This is a genomic window from Pseudomonas sp. QD4 (genome assembly GCF_049199125.1).
In the GTDB taxonomy this organism is placed as follows: domain Bacteria; phylum Pseudomonadota; class Gammaproteobacteria; order Pseudomonadales; family Pseudomonadaceae; genus Aquipseudomonas.
Genome location: NZ_JBLZOM010000001.1, coordinates 636,555 through 654,165, shown reverse-complemented (window position 1 = coordinate 654,165; position 17,611 = coordinate 636,555). Strand labels below are relative to the sequence as shown.

The 17,611-nt window shown below is 57.7% G+C and carries 15 protein-coding genes; 7 read left to right on the top strand and 8 right to left on the bottom strand.

Annotated elements, in window-relative coordinates; all coding sequences use genetic code 11:
- Positions 1–192 precede the first annotated feature (192 nt).
- From ACOZJV_RS02955 to ACOZJV_RS02940, 4 genes are all read left to right on the top strand, one after another.
- A complete protein-coding gene (locus tag ACOZJV_RS02955; RefSeq protein ID WP_421546780.1) occupies positions 193–1,308 on the top strand; it encodes an ABC transporter ATP-binding protein in 1,116 nt (371 codons plus the stop codon).
- A gap of 41 nt (positions 1,309–1,349) precedes the next feature.
- Positions 1,350–2,378, top strand: a complete 1,029-nt coding sequence (locus ACOZJV_RS02950) for an ABC transporter substrate-binding protein (protein WP_421546779.1) — start codon at positions 1,350–1,352, stop codon at positions 2,376–2,378.
- Between the two features lie 81 nt (positions 2,379–2,459).
- The gene (locus tag ACOZJV_RS02945) at positions 2,460–3,707 is read left to right on the top strand and encodes an ABC transporter permease (RefSeq protein ID WP_421546778.1); all 1,248 of its coding nucleotides are present in this window, start codon (positions 2,460–2,462) and stop codon (positions 3,705–3,707) included.
- A 10-nt stretch (positions 3,708–3,717) separates the two neighbouring features.
- Entirely contained in the window at positions 3,718–4,344 is a 627-nt protein-coding gene (locus tag ACOZJV_RS02940) for an ABC transporter permease (RefSeq protein ID WP_421546777.1), read from the top strand.
- 59 nt (positions 4,345–4,403) lie between these two features.
- On the opposite strand, the gene ACOZJV_RS02935 is transcribed toward ACOZJV_RS02940, so the two are convergent.
- Both ACOZJV_RS02935 and ACOZJV_RS02930 read right to left on the bottom strand, forming a co-directional pair.
- A complete protein-coding gene (locus ACOZJV_RS02935; protein WP_043228280.1) occupies positions 4,404–4,940 on the bottom strand; it encodes a hypothetical protein in 537 nt (178 codons plus the stop codon).
- 34 nt (positions 4,941–4,974) lie between these two features.
- Positions 4,975–5,199 (bottom strand): PLDc N-terminal domain-containing protein, encoded by a 225-nt coding sequence (locus ACOZJV_RS02930; RefSeq protein WP_020294591.1) that lies wholly within the window; start codon positions 5,197–5,199, stop codon positions 4,975–4,977.
- Between the two features lie 253 nt (positions 5,200–5,452).
- On the opposite strand from ACOZJV_RS02930, the gene ACOZJV_RS02925 reads away from it, so the two are divergent.
- The 3 genes from ACOZJV_RS02925 (at position 5,453) to ACOZJV_RS02915 (ending at position 8,028) form a co-directional block, all read left to right on the top strand.
- Complete coding sequence (locus tag ACOZJV_RS02925; protein ID WP_078472933.1) at positions 5,453–6,799, top strand: cation:proton antiporter; 1,347 nt, start codon at positions 5,453–5,455, stop codon at positions 6,797–6,799.
- A 66-nt stretch (positions 6,800–6,865) separates the two neighbouring features.
- Entirely contained in the window at positions 6,866–7,297 is a 432-nt protein-coding gene (locus ACOZJV_RS02920) for a low affinity iron permease family protein (RefSeq protein ID WP_078472934.1), read from the top strand.
- Positions 7,298–7,464: 167 nt separating this feature from the next.
- On the top strand, positions 7,465–8,028 hold the full coding sequence (locus ACOZJV_RS02915) for a type 1 glutamine amidotransferase domain-containing protein (RefSeq protein WP_421546776.1): 564 nt from the start codon (positions 7,465–7,467) through the stop codon (positions 8,026–8,028).
- Between the two features lie 137 nt (positions 8,029–8,165).
- Here ACOZJV_RS02915 and ACOZJV_RS02910 read toward each other — a convergent pair whose 3' ends face one another.
- The 6 genes from ACOZJV_RS02910 to ACOZJV_RS02885 all read right to left on the bottom strand — a co-directional run bounded on the left by ACOZJV_RS02910 (position 8,166) and on the right by ACOZJV_RS02885 (position 17,489).
- Entirely contained in the window at positions 8,166–8,417 is a 252-nt protein-coding gene (locus tag ACOZJV_RS02910) for an Arc family DNA-binding protein (RefSeq protein WP_020294595.1), read from the bottom strand.
- Between the two features lie 274 nt (positions 8,418–8,691).
- On the bottom strand, positions 8,692–11,271 hold the full coding sequence (locus ACOZJV_RS02905; RefSeq protein ID WP_421546775.1) for a fimbria/pilus outer membrane usher protein: 2,580 nt from the start codon (positions 11,269–11,271) through the stop codon (positions 8,692–8,694).
- A gap of 104 nt (positions 11,272–11,375) precedes the next feature.
- A complete protein-coding gene (locus tag ACOZJV_RS02900; RefSeq protein WP_421546774.1) occupies positions 11,376–12,098 on the bottom strand; it encodes a molecular chaperone in 723 nt (240 codons plus the stop codon).
- Positions 12,099–12,153: 55 nt separating this feature from the next.
- Positions 12,154–12,702, bottom strand: a complete 549-nt coding sequence (locus ACOZJV_RS02895) for a fimbrial protein (protein WP_421546773.1) — start codon at positions 12,700–12,702, stop codon at positions 12,154–12,156.
- A gap of 860 nt (positions 12,703–13,562) precedes the next feature.
- Positions 13,563–14,213 (bottom strand): response regulator transcription factor, encoded by a 651-nt coding sequence (locus ACOZJV_RS02890; protein ID WP_078472937.1) that lies wholly within the window; start codon positions 14,211–14,213, stop codon positions 13,563–13,565.
- A 57-nt stretch (positions 14,214–14,270) separates the two neighbouring features.
- Positions 14,271–17,489, bottom strand: a complete 3,219-nt coding sequence (locus ACOZJV_RS02885; protein ID WP_421546772.1) for a response regulator — start codon at positions 17,487–17,489, stop codon at positions 14,271–14,273.
- Positions 17,490–17,611: the final 122 nt, after the last annotated feature.

Genomic DNA, 17,611 nt, shown 5'->3' with positions numbered 1-17,611 from the left:
CCTGGCCTGCCCCGGCACCCGCGCTCCTGGGCCGGGGCAATAAACCGGCAATTCCAATGTTCAGGCACCCCGATGGTGCGCAGACCGGCCCCGTCCCCCATAAAACCCTTGAAATCAGGCCGGCTGGATCGGGTGGCACAGAATCTGCTTTATTAAAAAACATGATGCATCATGTTTTAACCATGAAACACAATGGGAGGGTTTGAGATGACAGGTAACAGTACAAGCGCCTTCGTCCGCTTCAAAGGGGTGGAGAAAAGTTACGACGGTCTCAAGACCGTGGTTAAGCGATTAGACCTGGACGTTGCTCAGGGCGAGTTCCTCACCCTCCTCGGTCCTTCCGGCTCGGGAAAGACCACCAGCCTCATGATGCTGGCCGGTTTCGAAACGCCGACTCAAGGCCAGATCTTTCTCGAAGGACAGGCCATTGAAAGTGTCCCAGCTCATCGGCGCGGCATAGGGATGGTGTTCCAGAACTACGCCTTGTTCCCGCACATGAGCGTGGCCGAAAACATGGCGTTTCCCCTGCAGGTGCGCGGCATCAAGCGCCACGAGATAGAGACCCGGGTCAAGAAAGCCCTGGAAATGGTACGCCTGGGAGAACTCGCCAATCGTTACCCCGCGCAACTGTCAGGCGGTCAACAGCAGCGGATCGCCCTCGCCCGAGCGCTGATCTTCGAACCCAAGCTGGTGTTGATGGACGAGCCACTGGGCGCGCTGGATAAACAATTGCGTGAACAGATGCAGCTGGAAATTCGCCGCTTGCACCGCGAGCTCGGGTTGACGGTGGTATTCGTCACCCATGACCAGGCCGAAGCCCTGACCCTGTCCGACCGCATTGCGATTTTCAACGACGGCGTCATCCAGCAAGTCGACACCCCGCAAGCGCTCTACGAACGTCCGGCCAACTCCTTCGTGGCCACTTTCATGGGCGATACCAATGTCCTGCCGGGCGTTTTGGCTGCGTTCAACGCCGACCGATGCCAGGTGCAACTTGAACAGGGTGAACAGCTTTACGCACGTACGACACCGGGCCTGGCCACGGGCAGCCGTGCTTCGCTGTCCATTCGCTCCGAACGAGTGACCTTGGATGGCGACGCCCGTTATGACAGCCGCCTCGCCGGGTGTATCGAGGAATGTATCTATCTGGGGGACCACGTGCGCATCCGCCTGAACGTCGCGGGTAATAGCGACTTCAACGTCAAGGTGCCCATCGCCCAGATGCAATCCCACTGGCGTGAAGGTCACAGCCTTCCCGTCTGTTGGCATAGCGCCGACGCCTCGGCGCTCGATGCAATGCCTGCTTGACCCCCTCCTCCCTTTTTGTTGATGACATCAGGATATTTGCCATGCTCAAGCGTTTTGCTGCACTGACTGTTCTGGCTGCTTTCGGTTGCCAGGTAAATGCTCAACCATTGACCGTTGTGTCCTTCGGCGGCCTGAACAAGGACGCCCAGGACAAGGCGTTCTACCAACCCTTCAGCGCTGCGGGCAAAGGGGCGGTCCAAGCCGGGGAATACAACGGTGAAATGGCCAAGATCCGGGCCATGGTGGAAACCGGACAAGTGAGTTGGGATGTGGTGGAGGTCGAAAGCCCGGACTTGATCCGCGGCTGCGCCGAGGGCCTGTTCGAACCTCTGGACTGGAGCAAACTGGGCGACGCCAGTAAATTCGTCAGCGGCGCCGTCAGCGAATGCGGTGCCGGGATTTTCCTCTGGTCGACCAACCTGACGTACAACAGCGCCAAGCTCAAGACAGCCCCCAAAGGCTGGGAAGCGTTCTGGGACACCAAGACCTACCCCGGCAAGCGCGGCCTGCGAAAAAGCGCCAAATTCACCCTGGAAATCGCCCTTCTGGCTGACGGGGTAAAACCTGCCGAGTTGTATCAGGTACTGGGCACACCGGAAGGCGTCGACCGGGCCTTCAAGAAACTCGACCTGATCAAGTCCGATATCCAATGGTGGGAAGCCGGGGCTCAACCCCTGCAGTGGCTGGTCTCGGGCGATGTGGTGATGACGTCTGCCTACAACGGCCGTGTGTCCGCCGCCCAGGGTGAAGGCCACGACTTCAAGATGGTCTGGAACCACAGCCTGTATGACATCGACAGCTGGGCCATCGTCAAAGGCTCACCGAACAAGGTGCTGGGGGAGCAGTTCATTGCCTTTGCCAACGAAGCACAGCACCAGAAGGTGTTCGCGCAGAACATCCCCTACGGCCCGACCAACAAGGACACCCTGGCGCTGATCGACGCCAAGACCCGCGAGCAACTGCCGACGGCGCCAGCCAACCTGGAAAACGCCCTGCCCGTGAACACCAACTTCTGGATCGATCACGGTGAGGAACTGGAACAGCGTTTCAATGCCTGGGCCGCTCGCTGATCAACTGCCCCACAGCTGCCCGAATGGTGCCGGCGCTCGTCGCCAGCGCATCCGGGCAATGTTGACGATAGGAGAACTCCCATGTCCGAAGCGCTAGCCCTTCAATCGGCGCCGTCAGTGGTTCAGACGCAACGCTTGCAGAGGCAACTACAGGCTGCCAAACGTGCTTACACACGCCGCTCGATGCTGCTCATCCTGCCCTTGCTGGCATTGCTGGTGGTCGGCTTTTTAACCCCGATAGGGTCACTGCTGACCAAGAGCGTGGAAAACCCGGAAGTCGCCAACGCCCTGCCAAAGACCCTGGTTTTATTGAAGGGTTGGGATGGCAAGGCATTGCCGGGTGAATCCGTGTTCCGCGCCCTGGGTGAGGATTTACGCAGTGCGCGCAGCAATGGGCAGCTGTTTGCGCTCAACCGCCGACTGGGTTACGAAAGCGCCGGCTTGCGCAGCCTGTCGACGGCTGTTCTCGGGCGTATGCCGGTCGACGGCGCCAATGTCCGTGACAGCCTGATAAAAGGCGTGCCGGCACTGGGCGACATCAAGACTTGGTCAACCCTCAGGCAGCTCGGCCAACCCTACACCAGCTTCTACTGGTTGGCGGCCTTCGACCTGAAACTGGACGCCGGCCAGATCCAGGCCGTGGCCCCCGACAAAGCACTGTACCTGGACGTACTCAAGCGCTCGCTGACGATCGCCGGACTGGTCACAGTGCTCTGTGTGCTGCTGGGTTATCCGCTGGCCTACTGGCTCTCGCGACAACCCGCGCGACGGGCCAATCTACTGTTGATACTGGTGCTGCTGCCGTTCTGGACCTCGCTGATCGTGCGCACGGCAAGCTGGATCGTCCTGCTGCAATCGGGCGGTTTGATCAACAACACGCTGATTGACCTGGGCATTCTCGAGAAACCGCTGCAACTGGTATTCAACCGCGCGGGCGTGCTGGTTTCCATGACGCATATTTTGCTGCCGTTTCTGATCCTGCCGCTGTATGCGGTCATGAAAGGTATCGACTCACGCTATGAGCGCGCAGCGATTTCCCTGGGTGCCCACCCCTTTACCGCGTTTCGAAGGGTCTACCTGCCGCAGACCTATACCGGGGTAACGGCCGGAGCGTTGCTGGTGTTCATCATGGCCATCGGTTACTACATCACCCCCGCACTCCTGGGTGGCCCGGGGGACCAGATGCTGAGTTACTTCGTGGCGTATTACACCAACACCACCATCAATTGGGGCATGGCCACAGCGCTGGGCAGCCAACTGCTGATCATCGTGCTGTTGCTGTATTGGGTTTACGCGCGGATCTCGCGCCCTGCCAACCGAGCTGCATAAGGAGGCTGCAATGAAGCATGTCGAACCGCTTGAGATCCGTGTGCTGCGCCCGTTTTTGAGCCTCTACAGCCTTGCTCTGTTGATGTTCCTGATCATTCCGATCCTGGTCATCGTCCCGCTGTCATTCAACGAGGGCTCTTTTCTGAGTTACCCGTTGAGTGGCCTGTCGTTGCGTTGGTATCGCGAGTTTTTCAACTCCAGCGACTGGATGCCGGCCCTGCTCAACACCTACCCAGGCCTGGTCATCGCCCATGCGGTGCTGGGCGTGCCCTTCGTGGTGATCACCGTCAACGCGACACTTCAAGGTTACGACCGCAATTTCACACGGGCTGCCGCCAGCCTCGGCGCAACACCCTGGTATGGCTTCAAGCGCGTGACCCTGCCACTGATTGCACCGGGCGTCTTGAGCGGCGCGCTGTTCGCCTTCGCCACTTCATTCGACGAAGTCGTCGTGACGCTGTTTCTCGCCAGCCCTACGCAACGCACTTTGCCGATGCAAATGTTTGCGGGGATCAAGGAGAACCTCAATCCCACCATCGCCGCCGCAGCCACCATGATGGTACTCGGCGCGTTACTGCTACTGCTGGCCATGGAGGCCCTGCGCCGCCGGAACGAACGGATTCGCGGCACCTTGTGAGGGCTATCGCCGAGAACGTGCCAGGCACGGGTCAATCAACGCGCAAGCGCAATAACGACTCAAGAACCCGGGTTAGTGAGCTGGATGTACACCGCCCAGGAGCCGAGCATCATCCAGAATGGGGCGAAGATCCACGGCGTGCGAACCGAGAACAGCAAGGACTTGCGATAGCCCTTATGGCTGGACTCGCTCTCGCAGAACAAGGGCGACTCGTCATACGCCAGCCCCATCAACGGCTCGCTGCGCAGCAGTTCGCTTTGTTTGAAGTGCCAATGGTCGATGATCTCGTAGGCGGCCTTGATCCCCGGCCAAGCATTGAGGGAGCTGAGTACCCCCAGCAATGCCAGGAAAGGTGGCACCGCCAGGGTGAACAATTTGCCCCATTCCGGATTGAGGTTGGCCATGCAGGATGCAAAGGCAATCACCAGAAATGACTGCGCCGATAAATAGGCATCGGTGCGGTTGGCCAGGATGCTGGTTTCGTACTGGATCTCCCGACGATAGAAATCCAGGCGTTCCTTGGGCGAACCGAACATTTTGGCGTTGTGCTCGGTGAGCTCGGTTTCTTCCATGTGGGACGTCAGTATTCTGGGCAAAGCAATTCACCTTGTCTGTCGCTGGGCACAATCCTCAGCGTTGTTGATGCTCAGGTTCGGACAGGGTCCGAGCACTGCCCTTTGGTCCGGCCACCAGCCATGCCAGCAGCCCGAGCAAGGGCACAAAGACAATGACCACCACCCACACGCCCTTGCTGTCCCAGGGTTTGGTACTGCGCAGCACACTCCTGATCGCCCACAGTTCCACCAGCAACAGGATTACTGCCAGGGCGATCCAGACATAGTGTTGTATTTGCATGATTTACCTCCCGATTCATAAAGGCTTAGGTCGGGGTGGCCAGCGAGGGTTCATTAAATTTATCGCGCCCCAGAGCCATCGGCGTGCGGTCAACCGATTCTGCGACGCCCCGGCTAGAGCACAGCGCGGGGCCGAATTGGCGTGCAGTCGGCGCCAGAGCAAATCCGGTTGAACCTGACTTGCCTTGCGTCCTCGAATAGCTGTGCAGGTCTGCACGCGATCACCGACCGAGTGCCGGGAACGAGAGATACCTATGAGTTTCATTGTCTGGATGGCAGTGCTGGGCGCAGTCTTGCTGTTGCTCGCGCTGACCTCCTCCTATCTGCGTTGGATGCCGGTCACGACTTCAGCGGTGTGCCTGGTACTGGGGGTTGCCATCGGCCCTGCGGGTCTGGGGCTGTTGCAACTCGACCTGAAACACGCAGCGCCATGGATGGAGCACCTGAGTGAAGTGGCGGTGCTGTTTTCCCTGTTCGTCTGCGGCTTGAAGCTGCGCCTGCCTCTTGGCCACAAAATCTGGCGCGTGGCCTATGGCCTGGCCGGACCGGTGATGTTGCTGAGCATTATCGGCGTGACCCTGGTCCTGCATTACCTGCTTCAAATGTCGTGGGGTGCATCGCTACTGATTGGCGCGGTGCTGGCGCCCACCGACCCGGTGCTGGCGTCGATGGTGCAGGTCAATAACGCCCAGGACTACGATCCGGTGCGATTTGGCCTCTCCGGCGAAGCGGGGCTCAACGACGGCGTGGCCTTTGCATTTGTCATCCTCGGGCTGGTGCTGGTTAAAGCCGATGGTGGCAATGGCGCCTTGTACGACTGGCTTTGGCGGGATGTGCTGTGGGCGGTTCCGGCGGGATTGCTGATCGGCTACTGGATGGGGCGCGGCCTGGGGCGCATTACCTTGTTGCTGAATACCCGGAATGATGACTGCACCGTCTCGCCCAACGACTACCTGACCCTTGCCCTGATTGCGCTGGCCTATGTGGCCGCCGAAAGCCTGCATGGCTATGGTTTTTTATCGGTATTCGCTGCCGGCCTCGGGTTGCGCCAGGCCGAGGTCAATTCGGCGGCCAACCCTCAGGTTCCGGCCGAACACCTGGTGCAACCCCTGGTGGGGCATCAGGATGTCGAACCGCACAAAGCCCTGCATGGCGACACTCAAAGTCTGGAAGGCACCCAAGTGGCCGCTGGAATCATGATGGGCGACATGCTGGCCTTCGGCGGTTTGGTCGAGCGGGCGATGGAAGTCTTTATGGTCACGCTGCTGGGGGTGGTACTGATCGCCCACTGGGATTGGCGTGCACTGCCAATTGGGGCCGCATTATTTGTGTTGATCCGCCCCCTGAGCGTGCTGTTGATTCCCTGGGGCGGCTTGCTCTCCGGCCGCCAACGCTGGCTGATCGGTTGGTTCGGGATCCGCGGTATCGGCAGTCTTTACTACCTGTTCTATGCCCTCAACCACGGCGTACCTCCGGTAACGGCTGCGCTGTGTACCGACCTGACGCTGTCGATTGTGGCATTGAGCATTCTGCTGCACGGTCTCAGCACCCAACCGCTACTGGCGGGTTATGAGCGTTATAAAAAAACCTCGCACCGGTAAATGTAACAAAGAATTTCACGACCTGATTGCTGTCCATTGTTAGACCAACAACCAGGACCCACTGCCATGAAATTCGTAACCTTCTGCCACACGCTTTCCAAATGGGCCGGTAGCTCCAAGACGTTTCTTGTGGCCATCGTGCTGATAGTGGTCTGGGCCCTGACCGGCCCATTTTTCCACTACAACGACACGTGGCAGCTGATCATCAACACCTCGACCACCATCATCACCTTCCTGATGGTGTTCCTGATCCAGAACACCCAGAACCGCGACAACGACATCCTGCACATCAAAATCGACGAATTATTGCGTGCCACCAAAGACGCGCAAAACGCCGCCTTGTGCCTGGATCAACTGGAAAGCAAGGAGCTTCGAACACTGCGTAAGCAATACAGCAGCATGGGTGCGCAGGAGCGTATGGACCCAACGGGCGACTTGTCTGCGCAAAACCCGCGTCCCGCAACCGCCAAGGACAGCGAAGAGGAGGAAGCGCTATAACCCTCTACCCGCCCTGCTCTCCTCCCGGGGTCAATCAAGGTGATGCGCAAGGTTCCGAGACCAGGTGCAGCGCAATCAAGCTGAACTTCGTTTGGCCCCCGGTCCTCAGATAAGGATACGCCGCGTGATACCTGCGCGGGGCTTGCTTACCCTGGAGGACCGGATACATGACCACGCAACTGCATGGCAAAAACATCTTGATCATCACGGCCAATACCGGCATCGAACGCGACGAACTGCTCAAGCCACTTGAAGCGCTGCGCAGCCTGGGGGCAACGTTGACCCATGGCTCGATCGAAGGCGGTTCCACGCAGACCTTCCTGCACGATACCGAGAAGGACCGGCAGGTGGAGTCCGATGGAAAACTGTCAGGCCTGAATGCCCGCGACTTCGACGCCCTGGTTATCCCAGGGGGGACGGTGAACGCTGATACCCTGCGCCAGGACCCTGAGGCCCAGCGCCTGGTCAATGAGTTTGTCGACGCGGGGAAGACGGTGGCCGCGATTTGCCATGGCCCTTGGCTACTGATCGATGCGGGAGTCATCCCGGGCAAGACCCTGACTTCCTACACCAGCGTGCGCACCGACTTGCTCAATGCCAAAGCCGCGGGTTGGGTCGACAGTGAAGTCAAGGAATGCACGGCCAATGGTTGGAAACTTATTACCTCCCGTACTCCCGACGACTTGCCGGCTTTCAACCAGGCCATCGCCAACGCATTGCAGAGCGCCTGAGCTTCTGCCTGAGAGTTGTCTGCCATCTCCCCAAGCCCGCTCCGTAATGGCGGGTTCGGGGCGCGTCTGTTTTGCGGAGAGCTGTCGCACATTGCGAGTCAAAGCAATTGACCTGCTCAACGGCGGTCGCGGGCAGGTCAATCGGTCTTTTTTTCTTCAACGGTTTCACGCATCTGCGCCAGCTCACTTTCAAGCGACTCAATACGTTGCAGCATCAGTCCTTTGATCTTGGCCTCCAGCTCCATGGTTTCGTCCAAGGTGAAGGTGCGTTCTATACGGGCGACAATTTCATTATTCATGCTGCGGTTGTTAAGCCGGGCAATGCTCTTGATCCGTGGATGCATGTCATCGGGAAGCCGGATAACAAATTTGTCTCGCTCTTGGGACATGGGAAACACCTCGATGAATGACTGAGGTGATAGCTTAATGCCGTATCCGCTATGAGCTCTTTAGGATAAATCTGAATTGTTCAGGGTGAATTCTCAGTCCCAGGGACCGGGTAACGCGCTCAGAGATAACCTACCTACCCCGTATCACCCTGAGTTCAGGAAAAACCGCTGGCCCCTGGCAGCTCGCGAAGTCCAAGGATTGCTGTCAGCGTGATATCGAACGCAGGCCTGAGTTTCCACCACAGAACCTGAAGGTACTGGGCAACGACTCCTGTCAGTTACCCTTGCACTTCAGCTCGGCCTGTTCGTAGTTCAGCTCCTTGTTGCGCTCGGGCAAGTCATACGGCGCCTGGCAGGTGCTGCCGTCCCAAGTGACGTTCATCAAGCCCTTGTCCTGCTTGAGCAGCATCAGCGCCATGCCATAAGGGTCCGAGATGGCGCTCTGTTTCCCTTCCGGATCCTCGACGGTGGCCCCAAAGCCCATCTTTTTTCCATCGGCCTGACGCAGAATAAATTGCACTCGACGCCCAATCTGCGCCTGATAGCGAGCAAGCACCACTGCGCCACGGCGCGGCACCACTTGTTGGGTTGCCTGTTCCAGTTCGATATCTGCTCCCAGGTTCCCTGTGTCCAGGCTGACCCAGTTCAAGCGATAGGGCTGGGCATTGGGCACGATGGCGAAACCATTGCGCCCGGTTGTCACTCCCGCATTGCTGATGATGCCCACACCGGGGGTGTCGGGCACTTCGGCCAGGACAAAGCTCTCGCCAACCTGCTGGCCAAGGTTGATACCACCGGCGTGAGCAACCACCGAACCGCTGGCACCGACGTTCAAGCTCTTGTAATCGGGCCCCTGGCCGTAACCGAGGTCCATCCGGCCCACCGCGGTGTCGGTGGAAATACTCGCGTTGCCGCTGTTACCACCATGACCGTCCCGCCCGCCTTGGAAGGAGTAGTTGGTAGCAGGGCCCAGATAGCCGTTCAGGCCTGCCTGGGTGTTCTGGTTGCCCTCGCGATCACGCAGGATGCGCAGCGTGGCCCGCGGTGAGTGGGCAGTGCTTCCCAGCGGAAGGCTGAAGGACAACGCCACCTGACTGTCATTGCTGCTGGCCGAACCGCGTTCGGCGATATTACGGGTATGGGTCAGGCTCACGGAATAGTTCAGGCTTTTCCAGTAATTGCCGTAACCGGCAGAGATACTTTGCGAACGGGTGCTGCTATTCCAGTAGCTTTGATCGCTGGCGCTCAAGTAGATGCTGCCGTACTGCTGCTTTTCTCCCAGGCTCTGTTGCACGGTCAGGTCCAGGCGCGCTCGAGAGCGCCCCATTCTCGTGGAGGTGAGGTCACGATTGAGGTCCTGCACATGGTCACTGAAACTGCGGTAGCCCTCAGTGGAGTAGCGGTAGGCCGCCAGGGTGAAGTCGGTGCTGGTCTGGGCAAATGTCTTGGCATACAACACCCGGATACTTTGGCCCTTGTCAGTCTGCTGCGGGATTTTGCTGGCACTTTGGGTGATGTCGACCGATAGAGCGCCGATCGGTGTATTGCGCCCTATCCCGAAGTTCAGTGCCTGGAAGTTCTCTGCTACCTGCAGGCCGAAGGTCCCCGTCATATCGTCGCTGAGACCATAGGCCAGCGCCGTGCTGACGAATGAAGGGCTCTGCTGACTGTCGTCATTACTCTGATACTGGCCGCCGGCAACACTGAAGGTCATGCGCCCCTTGCGCACCATGACCGGCAGACTGGAAAACGCCTGGCGCGTAACCCGGCGACGACCATCGGCTTCGACCACCGTCACTTCCAGGTCACCGTTGGAGCCACTGGGGTAGATATCAGTCAACTCAAAGGCGCCCGCGGATACCGGGGTGCTGTAGATGACATAACCGTTCTGGCGCACCTCGACTGTGGCGTTGGTTTCGGCGACGCCGCGAATAATCGGTGCATAGCCTCGTTCGCTGTCGGCGAGCATTGCATCATCGGAGGTCAACTGGGCGCCGCGAAAACGCACGCTGTCAAAAATATTGCCGTTGGTATAGATCTCGCCCAGGGCCAATTGGGCCTTGAGCGCAGTGATATCACGCTGGACAAAGCTGCGGTTACTGGAGAATTTGGTTGGCTGGCCTTCATTCATGGTGAGGTTGGACTCGTTGCGCAAGCGCCAAGACCCAAGGTTGAAGCCATTTTGCAATCCCAGGTACTTCGAGGTGCTTCTGGTCCCGCCGCTGCTATTACGGCGCATGTTGAACTGATAGTTGATAAAGGCAGCAGTGACGCCTTCATCCCAGAGCGCCGGGTCGACATACCCACGAACGCCAGCCTGCATAAACGCCTGGGGCACGCTAATCAACAGGTGCAAACGGGCAGAGTCGAACTTGACTTCGGCCTGCTCGATCAACGTATCCAACGGGTAGCAGCGATTGGCATTCTCGGGTGCGAGCAGCTCCGGGTTCTGCAACTTGAGCAGATCGATACCGAAGTCCTTGAACATGACCGGTGTCAGGCACGGCTGTACCTCCGCCCCTGCTGCTTCTTGCTTGAATTCGATATCACGTCGGCCATTCAGGTCGCCGTTGACGTAAATTTCTACCCGATAGTTGCCAGGCAGAACGTTGCTACCACCTTGAAGCAAGGCCAATACATCGGCAGGTTGAGCCGAACCACCCTGTAGGAACCCGGTATTAAATGCCAACAGTGGGATTTTTACCCTAGGCTCAGTATTGAGTTGCTCTGAATCAGCATGTGCGACTATTGGAAGTGCAACCAGTAAAAGCGCCCAGCAGAACGACTGCCGACTCTCCAGAGTAATAACGAGGCTAGATTGACCAAAACCTGTAAGCAAATAACCTTTCGACATCATGATTCACTTAGTAGTTGGGTTACATAGGCCAAGTCATGCCTCTGCATTTACAATTGAGAGCAAGGGCCAACGCATGATTTGGTATTGCTATGAATTATCCGCTATAGCCCCTTGGCTTTTGCGGACTGGCCTTCGGTGACATCGACAGTAAATAGATCACGCCCGCCGTAATCATTGATACTGCCAAAATCCAAGCGATGTTTGCTGCCTATTACTTTATTCATAGGCAGAGTGACGGTTTCACCTGGGGAGAGCATGCGCGCCTCAGTTACTTTGTTTTCCTTCACGCCGAAAAGCACCAGATCGACCAAGGTAGTGTAATAAGGTGTCGGATTCTTTATTTGCAGTTGTTGCCCATCAGACGTATTCAGCAGTCGCCATTCCAGTTGTTCGGGTGCTGCGCCGGCTGTGCCGGACAAACCCTTTGGCCGATAAAACACCTTGATCCGCTGACGCACCGCAAGTTGCAGGGTGTTTTCCTCTCCTGCCGACTGGGGTATTTCCTGAATACTTAGCCAGAACACCGACTCTCTGTCGCTGGGCAAGCTGGACCCGGAGAACAGTACGCGTAATAGTTGTTGTTGCTTGGCACCTACGCGGACCAGAGGTGGAGTGATTGCAAATGGCAGATCAGCCTCCCCTTCACTTTCAATCCAGGATTGAACAACGATATCTTTGCCGTCATTACGTACGACGAGGGTTTCCTCTTTTTTTCCTTCAGCAAAAACCAGCCGAGTTCCACTTAGGGATATTGCAGCATGAGCGCCGAAACTGAATGTAATCAGCGCCAGACTCATGGCTTTTATGAAAAACTTAGGCGACATGAAAAACACTCTAAGAGTGTGAGAGGCGCAAGCGCCTCTCACAGCGAGAAACAACTTATTCGTATTTCAGAACAAACGGCATGCTGGCGTTGGCTGTACCCGGCTTGACCGCTGCAGCGTCACTCGTCATGACGTAAGTGGCCCGAACCTGAAGGTTGGTCGTACCGTTAACGCTAGTGCCCGTATAGCTGTCGGTTTTCAGGTCCATTGCGGCACCTGCGGCGTCAACCAGGACAATACCTACACCTTTGGCGCCACCGGTTGCGTTATCAATGTGCAAGACGTTAGTGCCCTGAAGCTGAGAAGGCAGTGGGTCAAAGCTCAGTGCAACTTTAGTGTGCGTTTTATCGCACTTCACCGAAATATTGACTTGGCCAGTGCTGGAGATAGCTCCCGGTGCAGCTGCAGTGCCGAGGGTCGAGGCCTGGACGTTGCCCAGCGGGACGTTAATATCACTGGTGCCTTGCCCTTGAACACTGCAACTATCCTGCTTGATAGTTCCGGTAAAGTTAATGTTACCACCGCCACCCTCAGTAAGAGCATTCGCTGTCATAGGCACAGCCAAAACCGAAGACAGAAGGCTTAAAGCAAAAAATCTTTTCATAGTGACACCGAGTTTTAATAGTTGATGGATGCAGCAGTTGTCATTTAACCAATTAAACCGACAAAGATTAATGAGACCAGTCCTATTTGCACTAAGCGGCTCTCATACCAATTACGTCATTACCCTTCAAGCATACCGCCCAAGGCCAAACCCCAAGTAGATTACGAAGGTGCAATCCGGCCTCTATACAACATAGAGCACCACTATTGGTTCGTCATACGGGCATGACGCATAAGCTTCTATTCTTTAGCGCTTGTCGTTAGTTGCCATCATGAGGGGGCATAGTTCAGCCCTTCACTTTGCCAACAGTCATGCGCTAACAGACACCTCCTTTACGATCAAAAAAGGATAACTCGCCGACTATCATGGATAGCCGCACCTATTCCGAAATTAATTTGCAGACCGTTGATTGTTTCTTTGGCGGCCTGACAAAGCGCTGTATAAAACTACCAGGCGGATAGATGCACCCTCTGTAACTCCCTGCCACACCAAGGAGCGGTGAGTTGCAAAATTTAAGTGCCCGCCACAGGCCCACATGAGATGAAGGACCTCATTTCTTTATGATTGCCATGGGCATTGGATAGGTCTGCGGATGATACTCAACGGGTCCGTCATTCGACTTGGGACACGTACTAAAGCGTTCGACCCGTAACTTCCTATTACAACTTCCCTGATGAGCCGACAGGATTGAACGAGAGTTTTCGTCAGGAAGTGATACGTGCTGATGAGCTTGACTGTCGATGCTGCATGATCACAGGCGTCTTATACCGAAGTGATCAAGGCCCGAAACCGTTGACCGAAGAGCCTTAGTCCCCTCCCCGTAACTGGAGGCGCTCTGAAACGAACTCAGGCAAGGCATGTCACACAATCAAGCGCATCGTGATACAGAAGCTCAACAACTCATGATCCGTAGTGACCTGTAACTTGCGCATCGCCGAGATCTTCTGGGCACTGATGGTCTTTTTGCTGCGATTGAGCAGATGGGCGATCTCATTGACACTCATGCCCGCGGCGAACTGGCGCAGTACTTCGAACTCGCGAACCGAAAGGCTGGAAATCCGGTCTTCGACGGGCTCCGTGCACTCGACCACGCTGGGTAGGGAATGAAACAGTGGTCTGCGGTAGGACTGGCCTCTGGCCAACGTATTGAGCGCTACCAGAATCTCCTTCAGGTCGCTGCTCTTGGGTACGATCCCGGCAACTCCGACATCATAGAGCCGCGACAGAATCAGGTTGTTGGAAACCATGGTCAGAATCAGTACCTGGATGTCCGGAAAGTGCCGGATCAGGTACTCAATCAACTTGATACCGTCGCCATAGGCCTCATCCCCCGGCATGTTGTAATCGGTAATGATCACATCCGGCTTGAGTTGCTGCAGTTTTTCCACCAACTCCGTTGAGTTCTGCACCTGGGCCACGACTTCATAGCGATTGTCGCGTTCGATGTACTCACTGACCCCCATCAACACCACCGGATGGTCATCAGCTAAAACTATCTTGATTTTTTTCATGAAGTCATTCGTCCAAAGATTAAGTTCGTCAGATCACGACCTGCACCTGCCGCGCTCTCACACGGCTGCAACAGCACGATCTATGCGTGCGAACAGCAGTTCGCTCCTGCGTGCCAGCGGTTGATCAAGCGTCTTGATTTCCAGTGCCTGCTCCACGGCTCCGCAGGCGTCAGCCAGGGCCTGGGCCTGCACCACTGCCAGGGCGCCACGAATGCAATGCAGGCTGCTGCGTAATTGACTGGCGTCCTGTGCGGCCAGGGCGTCGCGTGCGCGCACCATGTCCTCGCGCATGGTGCTGATGAACAGCGCACGCATTTTCGTTGAGACCCGGATCTGATCGGGCGCCTCGACCAGTTCGGTGTCAGCCATTGAGCCAGGTGCCAGCGAAGCCGCCGCGACGAGGTTGTATTGCACGTTGCAGACTCTCATCAAACCGTCCCAGAGCCCCTGCAGGGTCAGGGGCTTGACCATCCAGGCATTCATCCCGACCTGCAGGCAGCGCTCGCCCTCCTCGCGCATGGCATTGGCCGTTACACCAATGATGGGAAACTGCTTGTCCAACTGACGCAACGCGATGGCCAGCTCATAACCATTCATGAGCGGCATGTTCACGTCGGTCAACACCGCGTCGAATGCACCCGGCAACCAGAGATGCAGGGCCTCCTGTCCATCCGCAGCCAGCACCACGCGACAGCCGAGCTCCTCGAGCTGCTCCTTGATGATGGCTTGATTGATCGGATTGTCTTCGGCCACCAGCACCCGTAACGGCAACTTGCCGCGCTCGACAGGGCCTCTGGTCGCAGGCGCTACGCCAGCACCGGTTTGCGCCTCGGCCACTGCCCGAGCGATGTCCCTGATCGCATATATCCGGGCCGGCCAGAGCCCCTGTTCCGGCTCGACCGCATCTCGCGCCTGGCTGCTGGCGATCACCCTGGGGCCACCCCAACAACAGTCATTACCCGGTGGGCCCAGCAGGTCGACCAATACCGCCCCAGGCAACGGCTCGGCCACCAGGCTTGGCGCTATCAGCGCGTTGGCGCCCCAGTGTTTCAGCCATTCGCAGACGTTGTCCGCCAGTTCCTTGATCGGCGCCCGGACGTACACCGGTCTTGCTCGCAGCAGTGGCACCCCGTGGTCGATCTCGCTGCCTGGCAACACCGCCAACTCGACGAAAAAATTGAAACTGCTGCCCAACCCTGGCTCGCTGACCATGTGAATCTGCCCGTTCATCAATTGACTCAGACGCCAGCAGATCGACAGGCCCAGGCCCGCCCCGCCGTCGGTACTGCCCTGGCGTACCTGATAGAACGGCTCGAACAGCAGCACCTGCTGAGCCTGGGAAATGCCCACCCCGGTATCAGTGATCTGCCATTGCAGGCTGACCTTGCCTGCCTCGCGCCCCAGCACCTTGAGACGCAGCACTACCCGCCCGAAATCGGTGAATTTGATGGCATTGGTCACCAGGTTGCCAAGCACCTGCCGAATCCGCGCATGATCGCCCTCCAGGTACTCCGGCACCTGGACATCGATGCAGGCGTACATCTGCAGCCCTTTGGCATTCGCCGCCGCCGCGCAGGCTTCCAGTACCTCCTCGACCATGTCCAACGGGCAAAACCGGCCCAGCTCCAACGGCATCTGCGCCGACTCGATCTTCGACACGTCGAGGACGTCACTGATCAACTGCAGCAAGGTTGAAGACGAGCACTGGATGGTCTTCAGGTAATCCTGCTGGCGCGGATCAAGGGCGGTCCGCTCCAGCAATTCAAGGGTGCCGAGCACGCCATACAACGGGGTGCGAATCTCGTGGCTCATGGTTGCCAGGAAGATCGTCCTGGCCCGGCTGGCCTCCTCGGCCAGGCGCTTGGCCAGGGTCAGGGCTACGGCACTTTGCTCGTGATGGCTGATATCGCTGAAGGCACATATCCGTACCTGCTGATCCTGATAGCGGGCCGTACTGAAGCGCAGGTGCAAATAACGCCCATCGACCTTGAAGCAGGACTCGCCAATGTCACCGTCTCCAAGCTCATCCAGCACCTGCAGCAGCCACTGGGAGGTGCCCAGCGCCAGGTGGTTTTCCAACAGCAAACGGTTATCACGCTTGCGTATCACACTCAGTCCGATCGGTGCCGTGTCGATCACCGCGCGATTGAACAGTGTGCTCTCGATCTCTCGGGCATGAGCGCGCTGCAGGGGCCGGCGGACCTTCAACTGGTACCAACGATTGACCAGCCAGGCCAGGGCCAGGCTGCCAGCGATCAGGCCAAGCAGCCCCAACAGTTGCCACCGGGCGTCATGCACAAAGCGTTGGTAGCTGATGTCATACACCGCGGTCCAATGCTCGCCCTGGGTCATGGCCAGTTTTATGTGCAGGCCGCGGCTGGAAAAACTCAAGCCTTCGGGCAGTGGTCGGACATCCGTTTGCGGGCCCAGCAGCACCCTGCCGTCGGGTCGCGTCAAGCTCAGACCATCGAAAAAGGCCGCCTCCCGGCTAAGGGCAAAACCACTGACTTGAGTCAGCGCGGGTTGCGCCACTACCAGCACTTCACGACCCCGAGCCTCTAACGGCAGCAGCTTGTACGGCATATCGATACTGATATAAGCCTGTAGTTGCCGAGCTGAGTTATCCGGCGCTTGCATACCGCTCCAGTGCACACCATCGCGTAGCTTCGGAGCACTGGCCTGCTGCAGCAAAAGGCGCAGTTCAGCGCTGGCCTTCTGGTAACTGGCAGGGTCGAGGACCGAACCATCGGCGCGCCTCTCACCCAGCGCGGGAATGCCCAGGGTGAATTCATCTCCCGGGGTAAGGACAAATACCTGGGGCGGCGAATAAGGCGAGCCGGACCAGAACGCGCCGTAGTCGTTGGCCAGGTGCATACCCAATACGAACGGCGCCTGATCGGGCATCGCCTGATTAGCGTGCGCCGGCACCATGACGCTGAAAGGCAGTGAGAACGAAACCTCCCGGCCTTCGTAGATCACCTGCTGCGGCGTTTGAAACAGTTCGGTAATGCGTAGCGGCGTCAGGTTCTGCTCCAGCAACTCCTGAGGGGCGGTCACTTTTCTCGCCAGGCGCTGTAAAAACGCCTGGTTCTCACCCACTTGCGCCATCAGCAGTTCGAAATGGCGGGTGGCCCTGTGCACCTGCTCGTCCAACAAGCGCTCCACTGCCCAGTAGCAGACTCCCGAGAGCGACAGGACGACCCCTAGAGTGAAGGAGGCCCGGCGCATTCCGGAGTTTGAGGCAACAGTGCCTGGTGAGACGTTATCGGAAGTCATGGTGGGTTCCAGAATGGAAAGGAAGAGCGGTCGACTGACACCCTGTTCGGCAACCCTTTGCAGTACAAAAGGTCATCTGGAGCACTCCCCGCGAACAAGGCAGCGCACGCTCTGCGTTCAGG